Below are 15,038 nucleotides of genomic sequence, written 5' to 3' on the forward strand. Positions count from 1 at the left end.
CTCACCCTCTCGGGCTTTCCTCCGGGCTTCCCTTCGGTGTTTCCGACTCTATCAGATCTTTTTCCGATCCGATTTCCTCGGTGCTTTCCAGGTTCTCGCTTTCGCGTTTCCCTTTCCGGCGGTTCCGACTCTATCAGATCCTTTCGGCGTCCGATTCCCAGTCAGAGGGGGTTGCCATCCCGGCTGTTGGGCCGTTCCGACGTCTCAAACCTTAGCGGATCCGCTGGGCGATTCCCAATCGGGGCTCGCCGCTCCCATTCGAATTGAATTCGGGCACGCCGAAATCAACCCCGTCGGGAGATCATGCTGTGGTTTGAGGTGCCGCTCGAAGCGGCGGAGCGTCACCGAAGAACCGTTCCGGCTCTGTGGCAACCCGGAGAACTCTACGGATCGGCCGGAGGCGTGTCAAGACCTCCTTGTCAAGATCTTTTAGTCCAGGTCGGTGAGCCGGCCGCCGGCGTCGGGCTGGGCGTGCTCCACGCGGCGCAGCAGCCGGGTGAGGACCTCGCCCAGCACCGCACGCTCCGCCTGGGTGAGGTCCTGGAGCAGGTCCTCCTCGAAGACGGAGGCGAGGCGCATGGCCTCCAGCCACTTCCCACGCCCCTCGGGGGTCAGCTCGACGATCACCCGTACCCGGTTGGACTCGTCCCGCTCGCGGGTGACGAGGCCCTCGGCGACCATCCGGTCGATGCGGTGGGTCATCGCGGCCGGGGTGAGGCCGAGCCGCTTGGCCAGGTCGCTGGGGCCCAGCCGGTAGGGGGCACCGGACAGGACGAGGGCCTTGAGGACCTCCCACTCGGCGTTGCTGATGCCGAGGGCGGAGGTCTGGCGGCCGTAGGCGACGTTCATCCGGCGGTTGAGCCGGGACAGCGCCGAGACGACCTTCTCGACCTGGGGGTCGAGGTCCTGGAACTCGCGCTGGTAGGCGGCGATCTGTTCGTCGAGTGTCGGCTCGCCGGCGCCGGGGGTGTCGGCCATGGGTCGAAGTATCGCATGGGCACGCTTGGCGTTGAAGTCCTTCGAGATGTACTCTTTAGCTTCGAACTTTAGCTTCTAAGTCTTGAGACTTCAGTAGTCCCTGACTTGACTACCTGAGAGAGGTGAACGTGACCAGGGCGATGGGCGCAGCGATGCGCCGGATCCACGTGGGCAACGCACTCAGCGCGTTCGGGCTCGGCTTCACCGTCCCCTACCTGTACGTCTATGTGGCGCAGGTGCGGGGGCTCGGTGCCATGACGGCGGGTTTCGTGCTCGCCGTCTTCGCCGTGGCCGCTTTGATCGTGCTGCCGTTCGCCGGCCGGGCGATCGTGCGGCGCGGCCCACTGCCGGTCCTGCTCACCGCCCTGGTCCTGGCCGCGATCGGTGCGATGAGCCTGGGACTGGCGGGGAACGGCCCGGCCGTGCTGGCCGCGGCCGCGCTGCTCGGGGCCGGGCAGGCCGTGATGCAGCCGGCACTGGCGACGATGATCGTGGACTGCTCGGTCGCGGAGACCCGGTCGCGGGCCTTCGCGACGCAGTTCTTCCTGCAGAACCTCGGGCTGGGCGTCGGTGGTCTCATAGGCGGCCACCTCGTCGACACGACCCGGGTCTCCTCCTTCACGCTGCTCTTCGCGATCGAGGCGGCGATGTTCCTGCTGCTGGCCGGTGTGATGGCGACGGTCCGGATGCCGCACGCACCGCGGATCGGGGACGCGCCGGCCTCTTCCGCCAAGGGGAGCTGGCGGCAGCTGCTCGGGAACCGGGCGATGGTGCAGCTGTCCGTGCTGGGCTTTGTGCTGTTCTTCGCGTGCTACGGACAGTTCGAGTCCGGGCTGAGCGCGTACGGCGTGGAGGCGGCGGGGATATCGACGTCCGCGCTCGGTACGGCGCTGGCCGCGAACACGCTGATGATCGTGGTCGCCCAGTTCGCCGTGCTGAAGTTCGTCGAGCGGAGCCGGCGGTCCCGGGTGATCGCGGGGGTCGGGCTGATCTGGGCCGTCGCCTGGGTCACGGCGGGGTATGCGGGGCTGGGGCACGGCAGTCAGGAGATGGCGACGGCCGCGTTCGTGTCGACGTACGCGCTGTTCGGACTGGGTGAGGCGATGCTGTCGCCGACCGTCGCCCCGCTGGTCGCCGACCTCGCCCCGACGGGCATGGCCGGGCAGTACAACTCGGCGTTCGCCCTGGTGAAGCAGCTCGCCCTGGCGGTCGGCCCGGCGGTGGGCGGCCCGCTGGCCGCGTCACTGCCCGCGCCGTACATCATCACGTTCCTGCTGTTCTCGCTGGGCATCAGTGTGCTGGCGATACGGCTGGGGCGGAGCCTGACGGAGATGCAGGACCGGCCTTGGCTCGCTGCGAGGAGCAAGGTGGTCGCGCGGGGCGGTGCGGCCTCGGAGTCCGTGTCCGCGTAGTGGGGGCTGGGCGAGGGTGGGGACGCTTACCGGCGCTTGCAGGGTGCCTCCCCCCAGAGGGGGACCCCCAGCCCACCCGTGCCGCCCTGCGGCACGCCTGCCCGCGGCTAAAGCGCCCCTCTAGGGGCGCTGGGGGTACCCCCGGCCGAAGGCTGGGGGAGGAACTGCGCGACCAGCCACCACGCACCCGCAGCCGCGTGCCGGCCGCACCCCTACCCCTTGGGCAGCACGAACTCGCACCACACGGCCTTCCCGCCCCCGGGTGTCCGACGCGACCCCCACCCGGACGCGATCGTCGCCACGATCGCGATACCCCGGCCCGACTCGTCCCCCGGTTCCGCGCGCCGCCGGCGCGGCAGGTGGTCGTCGCCGTCCGTCACCTCGATGATCAGGCGGCGGTCGGTGCGGCGAAGCCGCAGCCGCATGGGTGGGGTGCCGTGCTGGAGGGAGTTGGCGACCAGCTCGCTCGTGGCGAGGACGCCCAGGTCATGGAGGTCGACCGGAAAGCGCCAGCTGGTCAGCACGCCGGAGGCGAACGCACGCGCGCGTGGCGCCGCCTCGATGCCCCCCAGGAGTTCCAGCGCGGCGTTACGGAACAGGTCGCTGTCGTGGCCCGTGCGGGCCGGGTGCTGGAGGACCAGGACGGCGACGTCGTCGTAGTGGTCGGCGGTCACGCCGGCCGAGCGGACCAGGCGGTCGCAGACCACCTGGGGCGTGCCGGTGGCCCCGGCCAGCGCGCGCTCCAGCGAGGCGATGCCCTCGTCCAGGTCCTCGTCACGGCGTTCCACCAGGCCGTCCGTGTAGAGGACGGCCGTGGAGCCGGGGCCCAGCGGGACCGAGCCCGACGCGTGGATCCAGCCGCCGGTGCCGAGCGGCGGGCCCGTCGGTTCGTCCGCGCGGAGCACGGTGCCGTTCTCGTCGCGGACCAGGATGGGCAGGTGGCCGGCGGAGGCGTACACCAGCCGGCCCTCGTTCGGGTCGTGGACGGCGTACACACAGGTGGCGATCTGGTTGGGGTCGATCTCGGCGGCGAGGCCGTCGAGGAGCTGGAGGACCTCGTGCGGGGGGAGGTCCAGGCGGGCGTACGCGCGGACCGCCGTGCGCAGCTGGCCCATGACGGCCGCCGCGCGGACACCCCGCCCCATGACGTCGCCGATGACCAGGGCCGTACGGCCGCCGCCGAGGGTGATGACGTCGTACCAGTCGCCGCCGACCGCGGCCTCGGTGCCGCCGGGCTGGTAGGTGGCGGCGATGCGCAGGTCGTCCGGTTGTTCGAGTTCCTGGGGGAGCAGGCTGCGCTGGAGGGTCACGGTCGTCTCGCGCTGGCGGCGTTCGCTCGCGCGCAGCCGCTCCGCCGCTTCCGCGTGGTCGGTGACGTCGGTGGCGAAGAGCAGGACGCCGCCGTCGCGGTCGCCGTTCTCGGCGACGGGCGTGCAGGTGAACGTGTAGGTGCGGCCGTCGAGGGCCTTGCGGGACTTGAGCGTGCGGGGCTTGCCGCTGCGCAGGACCTGGTCGAGGAGGGGGAGGAGACCGAGTTCGGCGAGTTCGGGGAGGGCCTCGCGGGCGGGGGCGCCCAGGGGCCGTACACCGAAGGCCGTCGCGTAGGCGTCGTTGACGTACGCGATGTGGTGGTCGGCGCCGTGGACGAGGGCGACCAGGGCCGGTACATGGTCCAGGACGTCACGGGCGGGCAGTTCGTCGACGGCGGGAACGCAGGATGGGTCGTCGGTCAGTTGTTCGGCGCGGGCAGCGGGCACGGAGCCGTCTCCCCGTCGGTCCGGAGGGACCGTGTGCTCGGTCCGCGCTGCGGCGCGGCGCTGCGTTCCGGGGAGCCGGGCGCTCCAGCGCGTGAAGTTCACGAATCCTTGCCTCGTGTCGTCGTCTCCGGCCGGCTACGGGAGCGGCCGGGGAGTCCGGGGGAAGTCCCCCGGTGCAGTTCTGGGGAGAAGCCTTGTGCTCGGTCGAGGGCAGTCTGGCAGGGTGGCCGTCGACGGCGACATCCGTGAGACGCCGGGGCGGGCCGTGGAGTTCCTGAGTTCCGTCAGGACGACCCGTTCGAGTCGTCCGAGGGACTGTGGGGAGGCTTTCCACCGGCCGCGAGTTCGAACTCCGCTCGGGGATGTTCGAGTGATCCGAGCGAGACGATCTCCCGTTTGAAGAGCCCGGAGAGGGTCCATTCGGCGAGCACGCGGGCCTTGCGGTTGAAGGTGGGCACCCTGCTCAGGTGGTAGACGCGGTGCATGAACCAGGCAGGGTAGCCCTTCAGTTTGCGGCCGTAGATCTGGGCGACGCCTTTGTGCAGTCCGAGGGAGGCGACCGAGCCGACGTAGGCGTGCTCGTAGGTGTCGAGGGGTTCGCCGCGCAGCGTGTGCACGATGTTGTCGCCGAGGACCCTGGCCTGGCGGACCGCGTGCTGGGCGTTGGGGGCGGTCTCGGTGCCGGGTTCGGCGGCGGTGACGTCGGGGACGGCGGCGGCGTCGCCCGCGGCCCATGCGTGGTCGACGCCGTCGATGGTCAGCTCGGCGGTGCATTTCAGGCGCCCGCGCGGGGTGAGCGGAAGGTCGGAGGCGGCGAGCACGGGATGCGGTTTGACGCCGGCCGTCCAGACGAGGGTGCGGGTCGGGAAACGCTGGCCGTCGCTGAGGACCGCGATCCGGTCGGCGCAGGATTCCAGGCGGGTGCCGAGCAGCACCTGGATGTTGCGGCGGCGCAGTTCGGTGACGGTGTAGCGGCCCAGCTCGGGGCCGACCTCGGGGAGGATCCGGTCGGTGGCCTCGACCAGGATCCACTTCATGTCCTCGGGCTGGACGTTGTGGTAGTACCGCGTCGTGTAGCGGGCCATGTCCTCCAGTTCGCCGAGGGCCTCCACGCCCGCGTAGCCGCCGCCGACGAAGACGAAGGTGAGGGCCGCGTCGCGGATCGCGGGGTCGCGGGTGGAGGAGGCGATGTCCATCTGCTCGATGACGTGGTTGCGCAGTCCGATGGCCTCCTCGACGGTCTTGAAGCCGATGCCGTGCTCGGCGAGACCGGGGATGGGCAGGGTGCGGGCGATCGAGCCGGGGGCGAGGACCAGTTCGTCGTACTCGAGAAAAGTGGCGCCTTTTCGCTCCTCGGCGGTGGCGAGCGTGGCGACTGCGGCGGTGCGTTCGGCGTGCCGGACGGAGGTCACCTCGCCGATGACGACATGGCACTGGTCCAGAACGCGGCGCAGGGGTACGACGACATGACGAGGGGAAATCGAACCCGCGGCCGCTTCCGGAAGGAACGGCTGGTACGTCATATAGGGATCGGGCGTGACGACAGTGATGTCGACCTCACCTCGCCTGAGCTCCCTCTTCAGCTTCCGTTGCAGCCGCAGGGCCGTGTACATCCCGACGTAGCCGCCGCCGACAACGAGAATGCGCGCACGTTCCTTCACCATCCCATGACGCACCCGTGACTCTTGTTTGTCCACAGTCCCGGCAATTTGTGTGACCGGCGGGCGACTGTGCGGGGCGTCGGCCGCGCGGTTCGCGCCGCAGGAAAGGGGCCAGGTCAGCGGGGGCGGACACGGGGGCGTGAAGCTGTCGAATCGGGACGTAAACGACCCGTACTCCGATCGGGGGGCGCTCTGTGCGGAACGTCCCCCTTCTGAATTGACAGCCTCTCAACTATGTTCGTGTGTCGACGGGGTGTGGGGGATGTGGCCGAACGGTCCGCGACGGGCGGTCCGCCCGGCCGACGGCCCATGGATCGTTCGTGGATCGATCGAGGATCGGCGGCGGTTCCACTCGCTCCGGCTATCAGTGGCGGGGAGAGTCTCCGGGGGGAGACGTCATTAACCGGGGGAACACAGATGCACATTCAGGACACACATTGGTCAACGGCTTCCGCCCTCGCATCCGGCGGCGGAACGGTGAGCGCGGCGGCGGGCAACGGACGCGGTGACGGGCCGCGTACGACGCCGCTGCGGGTGGACGCACAGCGCAATCTGGAGCACGTGCTGCGTGCGGCGCGCGAGGTCTTCGGCGAGCTGGGGTACGGCGCGCCGATGGAGGACGTGGCGCGGCGGGCGCGGGTCGGGGTCGGCACGGTGTACCGGCGCTTCCCGAGCAAGGACGTGCTGGTGCGGCGGATAGCCGAGGAGGAGACCTCCCGGCTGACCGACCAGGCGCGGGCCGCGCTCGGGCAGGAGGACGAGCCGTGGTCGGCGCTGTCGCGCTTCCTGCGGACGTCGGTGGCATCGGGGGCGGGGCGGTTGCTGCCGCCGCAGGTGCTGCGCGTGGGAGTGCCGGAGGAGGTCGGCGGCGGGGCCGGGGCCGAGGAGGCGCGGGTGCCGCAGCAGCGGACCCAGTCGGGGCCCGGTGAGTTGCGGCTGGTGTCGGAGGAGCGGGAGCCGGTGGCTGCCGTCGGCGACGACACCGGCGCGGCTGCGCTGCTGGAGGTCGTGGGGCGGCTGGTGGACCGGGCGCGGGCGGCGGGCGAACTGCGGCCGGACGTCTCCGTCTCCGACGTGCTGCTCGTGATAGCGACGGCGGCGCCGTCCCTGCCGGATGCCGCGCAACAGGCGGCGGCCTCGTCGCGGTTGCTGGACATCCTGCTGGAGGGGCTGCGGTCCCGGCGCTAGCACTGCCGCGCGATGACCGTGGACGGGTGCGGGTGAACTGTGGCTGATCGCACAGTTCCCCGCGCCCCTACGGAGCGCGAGGTTTCCCCTTGCGAGTGAACGCCAGTTCAGCATGTTGACAGGTGCGCTCGGACGAGTGGAAGGTCTGGTCCTCAGAGTCCTGAACATAGGCCAATGTGGCAGTCTGACCCGGTGATTCGGTCGGATTGGGCAGGTATCGGGGGCGTCCGCGATGAGCGTTGACGGGTGGGACGAGTCGTCCGTCGGTGACGAGACCGCCACGCCGCAGGTACCAAGTCAGGGCAGGCGGGCCGATGTGCCGACCGCCGGCGAAGCCACTGAGGGGAACGTTCCGGCACAGCGCGGCGGGAGTGTGCTGCCGCCGCCCCGCGAACGGCCGTCCGCCGACAGCCAGTTGATCGAGCGGATGCGGAGCGGCGACGACTCCGCCTACGAGGAGCTGTACCGGCGCCACGCGGACGCCGTGCGGCGCTATGCGCGGACCTGCTGCCGGGACGGGCACACCGCCGACGACCTGACCGCCGAGGTGTTCGCGCGGATGCTGCAGGCGGTGCGCGGCGGGGCCGGGCCCGAGTACGCCGTGCGCGCCTATCTGCTCACTTCCGTACGGCGGGTCGCGGCGCAGTGGACCAAGTCGGCCCGGCGGGAGCAGCTGGTCGACGACTTCGCGGTGTTCGCGGCGCAGGCCTCGCACGGCTCCGAGGCGGCCGACGGCGACACACTCGACCTCGGCGCGGATGTGCGCGCGATGCACGAGGCCGAGCAGTCGATGGCGATGCGGGCGTTCCGTTCGCTGCCCGAGCGCTGGCAGGCCGTGCTGTGGCACACCGAGGTCGAGGACGAGTCGCCGAGCGAGGTGGCGCCCCTGTTCGGGCTCGACGCCAACGGCACGCGTGTCCTTGCCAGCCGGGCCCGTGAGGGGCTGAAGCAGGCCTATCTCCAGGCCCATGTGAGCGCCTCCCTCGTCGACGACGAGGAGTGCGCCCGTTACGCCGACCAGCTCGGCGGCTACGCCCGCCGCAGGCTGCGCATCCGCGCGGAGCGGGGGCTGCGCAAACACCTGGAGGAGTGCGCCAGGTGCCGGCTGGCCGCCGCCCAGATCGAAGAGGTCGCCGCCGGTATCCCGGCCGTCGTCCCGGTCGCGGTCGTCGGCTGGTTCGGTGCCGCCGGGTACGCCAAGGCGCTCGGGATCATCGCCGGTGGCGCCGGAGCGGGGGCCGCGGGCGCGGCCGCCGCGGTGAGCGGCTCGTCCGGCGGCGCGGGTGGTGGCGGTGCGGCCGCCGCGGAGGGGCTGGGGGCGCCTGTGAAGGCCGGTATCGCCGCCGGGGTGGTCGCGGCGGCGGTCGCCGCGGTGGCCCTCGCCCTGGCGAACGACAGCCACCCCGCCAAGGAGGCCGCCGAACCCTCCCCGTCCGCACCGGTGGTGCAGCCCGAGACACCCACCCCCACCCCGTCGAAGAAGAAGCCGGAACCCGAGCCGGTCGTCCTCGCCCCCGAGCCGGCCCCGACTCCGACGCCCACCCCGACCCCGACGCCGAGCCCGAAGACCACCCCGCAGCCGGAGCCGACCACCACTCCGACGCCCACCCCGACGCCGACGCCGCCCCCCACTCCGACGCCCACGCCGCCGGCCCCGGTCGTCTACGAGTGGAACGAGCTGAGCTACGACATCACCGGCGACCACACCCGGCCCGAGATGCGCCTCGCCGACAGCAGTTGGGTGTGGCAGCGCTACGGCGTGAGGGTCGCCGACAAGGAGTACGCGAACGGCGTCACCGTGCACGGCCGGTCCTCCGTCACCGTCGACCTCAACCGCCAATGCACCGCCTACGACGCACTGGTCGGCGTCGACGACACCACACTCGGGCTCGGCAAGGTCACCTTCGCCGTCTACGCGGACGGGGTACGGCTGTGGCAGTCCGGGGCGGTGGAGGGCGGGCAGGCCGCCGTACCCGTCCATGTGAACCTCGCCGGGCACAGCACCGTGCGCCTGGAGGTCGAACCGCTGACCGCGTTCGACACCTTGGCGCTCGCCGACTGGGCCGAGTCGAAGTTCAGCTGCCGGTAGCCGTGGACATGCTGGTCAGCTCGCGCAAGGCGTCCTCCTCGGTGAGGGACGCACCACGCGAGCGCTCGGCCGCGTAGCGCTCCGGGGTCAGCACCGCGCGGGCGGCCGCGTTGACCTCCTCGGCGCGGATGCGCTCCGGCTCGGGGCGGGCGTTCCCCGCACGCCAGTGGTCGGCGGTGGCGTACAGCCGTACCGCGCCCGCCAGGTCGCCGAGCCGGGCCAGCAGGTCGGCGCCGATGTCCACCAGCGCCGCCGTGATCGCCTCGGCGCTGCGGTACTCCACCGCCTCGCGCAGCGTCGCCGCCACGATCGGCAGCCCCCGGGCGGGGCCGGACTCCAACGCCGTGACCATGGCGTCGACCGCGCCCAGCGCAGCCGTGAACTGCGGTGGCGCGGTGCCGCCGGTCATCGCCGCACAGGCGGCATCGTGGAACTCGCGCGCACGCACCGCGTCGCCGTCGTACTGGGCGATGTGCGCCCGCAGCACCGCCACATACGCCCGTGACTCCGCCACCGCGTACCGGTCGGAGGCCGCGCTCGCCTGGTCCAGGACGGCCAGCGCGCCCCTCCGGTCGCCGGACCGGAAGGCGATCTCGGCGAGCCGCGCGAGCAGGAACGGCGTCTCCGCGTACGCGCCGACCTCGTGGGCGAGCCGCAGTGCCTCCTCGTACTCGCCGCGCGCCTCCTCGAACCGGCCGCGCGCCATTGCCGCCTCGCCGGCCGCGCTGCACACCTGCGCCCGCATCCAGCGGTCCCCGACCCGCCGGCTGAGGGTGCGCAGCTCGGCCAGTTCCTCGTCGACGCCCCTCAGGTTGCCGGGTGAGTCGACCAGGACATGGGTGCGGTACATCAGGGTGGCGCCGACCTCCCAGTCGCCGCCGTACGCCCGGCAGTTGGCGACCACGGAGGACATGTCGGGCGCCACGTCCGCCGGGCCGCCCAGGAAGTACGTGGTGAACGGCCAGACGATGCCCGGCAGCCGGGCGGCCCGGGGGCCGCCCTCCGCGAAGTACGCCCGGACGACCGCGACGTACTCCGGGACCCGCTCGTCCGTCACCAGGTACACGGAGCCGGACTCGGACGCCAGGAACAGGTCGAACAGCCTGAGGTCCATGCGCAGTTCGCGCAGCGGATGCCCGGCCTCGGCCGTCGGCGCGGCCAGCAGGGCGCCCACCGGGTCGGCCGTCTCGGCGGCCACGCGCAGTTCGTCCGGGCCGGCGTCCTCGGGCAGGGTGTCCCGGGCGACGCCCAGGCGCAGCACCGCGCGCACCCAGTCCGTCGCCTCCTGGCGGTAGTTGCGCAGCCACCAGAACCAGCTGACGGCCAGGGCGATCCTGGCCGCCCCTGACTCGTCACCCGCGCCCAGCGCACGGTCCAGTGCGGCGCGGATGTTGTCCAGGTCGGTCTCCAGACGGCGGATCCACGGGAGTTGCTCCCCCGACCGCAGCTTCGGCTCCGCCTCCGTCACCAGCGCGCGCACCCACGCGCCGTGCCGCCGCTCGGCCGCCGCGCGCAGCCCGGGGACCTCCGCGGCCCGCTCGACCGCGTACTCGTGGATGGTCTCCAGCATGCGGTAGCGCATCCCGCCGGTGCCGTCCGGGCCGTCCGGGGTGGCGACGATCAGGGACTTGTCGACGAGCGCGCCGACGAGGTCGGCGGCGGGGCCGGTGCAGACGGCCTCCGCAGCCGAGAGGTCCCAGCCGCCGGCGAAGACGGACACCTCGCGCAGGACCGTGCGCTCCCGCTCGTCGAGCAGGTCCCAGGACCAGTCGACGACCGCGCGCAGGGTCTGCTGGCGGGGCAGGACCGTGCGGCTGCCGGAGGTGAGCAGGCGGAAGCGGTCGTCGAGCCGGTCGGCGATCTGCCGGGGCGTGAGCAGTCGCAGCCGGGCCGCCGCGAGCTCGATCGCCAGGGGCAGTCCGTCCAGGCGGCGGCAGATCTCGTCGACCGCGGCGACCGCCGCCGGGTCGCCGAGCGCGGTGCCGGCGTCGGGACGGACGGTGGCGGCGCGCTCCTCGAAGAGGCGGTGTGCCTGCTCGGGGACGAGGGGTTCGACCGGGCGCACCGACTCGCCGGGGACGCCCAGGGGTTCACGGCTGGTGGCGAGGATCGTGAGCCCCGGGCAGTGGGTGAGCAGGGTCTCGGCGAGAGCGGCCGCCGCTTCGATGACATGTTCGCAGTTGTCAAGGATCAGGAGCTGGCTGCGCGGGGCGCAGTGCTCGACGAGCAGGGCCGTGGGGTCGGCCTGCGGGGTCGCCAGCTCGTTGGTCAGGAGCACGGTCTCGCGCAGACCGAGGGCGCTGACCACCGCGCCTGGCACCGCCTCCGGCCGGTCGAGCGGGGCGAGCTCGACGAGCCATGCCTGCGGGAGCCCGGCGGCGGCCTCCTCGGCGAGACGGGTCTTTCCTGAGCCGCCCGGTCCGGTGAGGGTGACGAGACGGGCCCTGTGCAATTCGGAACGGACGGCGTCGAGTTCGGGTTCCCGGCCCACGAAAGAGGTAAGCCGTGGACGCAGGTTGCCGGTGCGGGGCGGAGGCGCGCCGAGCGGGGCGGGGGCCGCCGGGACGGGCGGCTGCTTGAGCAACGCCGTGTACAGGTCCTGGAGTTCCCGGCCGGGGTCGGTACCGAGGCCTTCGGCCAGGGTGCGGCGGGCGGTCCCGTACGCGGCGAGGGCGTCCGCCGGGCGGCCGGTGTCGCGCAGGGCACGGACGAGAAGGGCGTGCAGCGGTTCGTCGTACGGATACGCCGTGGTCAGCTCGGTCAGCTCCGGTACGACGTCGAAGGCGCGGCCCAGTCGGAGGGCGGCCTCGGCGCGGGCGCGGGTGGCCTCCAGCCGGAGCGCGTCCGGGCGGGCGGCGGCCGCGGTGCGGTCGGGGAGGTCGGCGAGGGCGGGGCCGCGCCACAGGGCGAGGGCCCCGGTGAGGACGCGGTGCGCTGTCGCCGGGTCGGCAGCGGCGAGGGCGGCCGTCCCTTCGCGCACCTGCCGTTCGAAGACGTGCAGGTCGATGTCGTCCTCGGTCGCTTCGAGGCGGTAGCCGCCGGGGGTGGAGGCGACGCTGTCCTTGCCGAGCGCCCGGCGGAGGCGGCCGACCAGGGCCTGGAGGGCGGCGGGGGCGTCCTGGGGCGGTTCGTCCGTCGCCCAGATCTCCTCGATGAGGATGTCGGGGGTGAGGGTGCGGGTGGGGTGGAGGGCGAGGGCGGTGAGCAACGCGCGGAGGCGGGGGCCGCCGACGGGTATGGGGGCGCCCTGGTCGTCGATGGCTTGGGCCACGCCCAGGATTCGGTACCGCACCGGGTCATTGTCGCCGGGGGGAGGGGGCGGGGCACGGGGGTTTCGGGGGCGGGGTTTTCCGGGGGCCCGGGGTGGGAGCGGGGGCGGGGGGTTTCGCTTACCGGCGCTGGCAGGGTGCCGCTGCGCCCACCCGTGCCGCCCCAGGCGGCACGCATGCCCGCAGTTGAGTAAGCCCCGTAAGGGGCGCTGGGGGTACCCCCGGCCGAAGGCTGGGGGAGGAACTGCGCGACCAGCCCCCACCGGCCCGCACCCGACAGCGTCCGGATCCACCCCGAAGCCGGGGTCTGGGGGCGGCAGCCCCCGGGGACAGCAGCCCCCGACCGGTCACGCCCCCGAGGCCAGCGCACCCCTCATCGGCCGCACCCCCGCAGGGACCGCACGCGCGCGTGCGGGTGTCCCCGTCCAGCACGTGCCCCGGCGGGACAGCAGCCGCCGCAGCCACAGCTCCAGGGAGACCAGGTCGGCCAGCCCGTCCAGCGGCAACGGCTCGCCCGCGGCCGCCGCGCGGAGCGCCTTGCGGACCACCCGCGCCTCCACCAGCCCCGCCTGCGCCAGCAACGGCGTCGAGAAGAGGGCGATCAGGTCGTCGGCCGCCACGCGCAGCCCCGTGCGGGTCGCGGCCGCCGACGACGCGTGGGAGGGGGCGCCCCAGCCGGAGGGCAGGTCGGTGACGCCGGCGCCCTCCAGGACCGTACGGAGGATGGCCGCCCGGGCGCCCGGCTGGACCCGCAGCGCCTCGGGGAGGACACGGCAGGCGCGCACCACCTGGTTGTCGAGGAAGGGGGTGTGCAGGCGCTGGGAACGGATCTCCACGGCTTGTTCCAGGACCCGGATGTCGGCCGCGTGGCGGGCGAGGACGGCACGCGCGCGGTAGTCGCCGGGGCGCTGTCCTGGGCCGACGCCGGAGCGGTTCGCCGCCCCCTGGAGCAGAACCGATACTTCTGCCAGGGCCTCACCGGTCAGCCAGCGCGCCGCGGGCCCCGGTCTCGCCCAGGTGAGCGCCGCGAGGGACGCGCCCACCGCGCCTCCGGGGTCGTCGAAGCGGCGCCTGAGCAGGCGCTCGGCGAGCGTCTCGACGCCCGCGCCGTACGGCGTACGCGCCAGGCGCCGCGCCGCGCTGTACACGCGCGCGGGCACCATCACCGAGCCGTCCGCCTTGGCGAGCGCGGCGACCGGGCGCACGAGGTGCCGGCGCTTGCGGTCCATCAGCAGGTCGGCGAGGCGCGCGGGGTGCGCGTCCAGGACCTGGCGGGCGCCGTAGCCGGTGAAGTGGTCGGCGCTGCCGGCGGCGAGCCGGGCGCGGTGCCGGGCGGCGGAGACCAGGGACGGGCCCGGCTCGTCCGTGAGCGGGCCCTCCAGGTCGGCGTACGGCAGTATCTCCTCGCCGCCGGTCACCACCACGTGGTGCAGGCGCGGGTTGGCCGCCAGCGTCCCCGCGCGTTCGAGTTCCGCCTCGCGGCCGCCGGAGGCGAGGTCGTTGAAGGTGACGGCGAGGAGGCGTTCGCCGGCGCCGGTGCCGTGGCCCAGGACCGTGCCCGGCATGCCGGGCAGGCCCGCGGCCAGCAGGGCGAGGGTGCCCGACGCCGGGCCGCCGGAGAGGTCGGCGCCGATGCCCGGGACCGGCATCCCGCGCGCCGCGCGACGCTCGGCGGGGCCCATTCCGGGCACCGGACCTGGGTCGATGTCCGGTACGTGGCGTGGCGCCGACAGCCGCGCGCGTACGGCTTCTACGAGCGCGTCCCGTACGGCGTCCACCGCGCTGTCGGGATCGGCGGAGGGGGCCGCGACGGCCAGCGAGGCGACCTGCTCGTACCCGGCGATCTCGCGCGCCCCGGTGCGCAGGATCAGCGCATGCCCCGGCGGAATGCGCCGTACGCCCTCGTACGGGGTCGAGTCGTGCAGTGCGGCGGGCACGTCGGGGGCGGCCAGGAGCGCGGCCAGATGGCCGTAGTCGAGGTTGGCCTCGATGAGGTCGGCGAGCGGCAGCGCGGCCGTGGCGTAGGCCGTACCGCCTGCCCAGGGGCTGTAGAAGACCGGGCGGGCGCCCGCGAGGTCGCCGCAGACGGTGACCCGGCGGCCGACCTGGACGACGGCCGTGTAGCTGCCGGGCCAGGCGGTCAGATGCCGGAGTGCGCCCCCGCGCGCCGTGAACAGGCCGAGCCGCAGCTCCTCGTCGGTGGCGCCGCAGGTGCCGAGGACGGCGATGCGGTTCTGGGCGTCGGCCTTGATGACCCGCACCTCGTCGGGGCGCCAGTCGCCGACCGCCCAGAGCGGATCCGGGTCGCCCCACAGGAGCATGGAGCCGACCGGGTGGACGGTCTCGCCGTCGTATCCCATGGCGCCGGCGGAGCCGATCGTGGCGGCACCGGAGGCGGTGCTGCTCCATCCCACCAACCACCGCATCGACGCCTCCACAGGGTGTGGACAACCGTGCACCGCACGAACCGGACCCCATGCTGCCATGAAGGACGCGCTCCGGAGGGGCGGTGGGGCCGCCTTTGATCCCTGATTGATCCCTGGCGGATTTCCGGGAGTTGCCGCAGGACGGGCACGTGCGCGCGTGCCGCGGAAGAGTCACGGAAAAGCCGCGGCGGAAGCGAACCGCCATACGGCACAGGGCGACTGCGACGTGAATGCGCCCCCTGAACGCTCCCCCAGAAC

The 15,038-nt window shown here is 73.1% G+C and carries 8 protein-coding genes; 3 read left to right on the forward strand and 5 right to left on the reverse strand.

The genetic code is table 11. The annotated features are described in order from the left end of the window. Positions 1 to 429: 429 nt before the first annotated feature. A complete protein-coding gene (locus ACIRR9_RS51090) occupies positions 430 to 978 on the reverse strand; it encodes a MarR family transcriptional regulator (protein WP_365339555.1) in 549 nt (182 codons plus the stop codon). A 140-nt stretch (positions 979 to 1,118) separates the two neighbouring features. Between ACIRR9_RS51090 and ACIRR9_RS51095 the strand changes: the two genes are divergently transcribed. Next, entirely contained in the window at positions 1,119 to 2,390 is a 1,272-nt protein-coding gene (locus ACIRR9_RS51095; protein WP_403767507.1) for an MFS transporter, read from the forward strand. Positions 2,391 to 2,602: 212 nt separating this feature from the next. Here ACIRR9_RS51095 and ACIRR9_RS51100 read toward each other — a convergent pair whose 3' ends face one another. Together ACIRR9_RS51100 and ACIRR9_RS51105 are read right to left on the reverse strand one after the other, a co-directional pair. After that, positions 2,603 to 4,249 (reverse strand): SpoIIE family protein phosphatase, encoded by a 1,647-nt coding sequence (locus tag ACIRR9_RS51100; RefSeq protein ID WP_403767415.1) that lies wholly within the window; start codon positions 4,247 to 4,249, stop codon positions 2,603 to 2,605. A 182-nt stretch (positions 4,250 to 4,431) separates the two neighbouring features. Then, the gene (locus ACIRR9_RS51105) at positions 4,432 to 5,811 is read right to left on the reverse strand and encodes an NAD(P)/FAD-dependent oxidoreductase (protein WP_403767418.1); all 1,380 of its coding nucleotides are present in this window, start codon (positions 5,809 to 5,811) and stop codon (positions 4,432 to 4,434) included. Between the two features lie 414 nt (positions 5,812 to 6,225). On the opposite strand from ACIRR9_RS51105, the gene ACIRR9_RS51110 reads away from it, so the two are divergent. Then, complete coding sequence (locus ACIRR9_RS51110; protein ID WP_365339561.1) at positions 6,226 to 6,996, forward strand: helix-turn-helix domain-containing protein; 771 nt, start codon at positions 6,226 to 6,228, stop codon at positions 6,994 to 6,996. Positions 6,997 to 7,228: 232 nt separating this feature from the next. Next, positions 7,229 to 9,085: a sigma-70 family RNA polymerase sigma factor gene (locus ACIRR9_RS51115; protein ID WP_403767421.1), complete on the forward strand. Its 1,857-nt coding sequence runs from the start codon at positions 7,229 to 7,231 to the stop codon at positions 9,083 to 9,085. On the opposite strand, the gene ACIRR9_RS51120 is transcribed toward ACIRR9_RS51115, so the two are convergent. Then, the gene (locus ACIRR9_RS51120) at positions 9,072 to 12,377 is read right to left on the reverse strand and encodes an AfsR/SARP family transcriptional regulator (protein WP_403767424.1); all 3,306 of its coding nucleotides are present in this window, start codon (positions 12,375 to 12,377) and stop codon (positions 9,072 to 9,074) included. The genes ACIRR9_RS51115 and ACIRR9_RS51120 overlap by 14 nt on opposite strands. Before the next feature lie 324 nt (positions 12,378 to 12,701). Then, complete coding sequence (locus tag ACIRR9_RS51125; RefSeq protein ID WP_403767427.1) at positions 12,702 to 14,780, reverse strand: asparagine synthase-related protein; 2,079 nt, start codon at positions 14,778 to 14,780, stop codon at positions 12,702 to 12,704. Between the last annotated feature and the right edge of the window lie 258 nt (positions 14,781 to 15,038).

It is taken from the genome of Streptomyces sp. NPDC101234, from assembly GCF_044767525.1.
Lineage (GTDB): Bacteria > Actinomycetota > Actinomycetes > Streptomycetales > Streptomycetaceae > Streptomyces > Streptomyces sasae.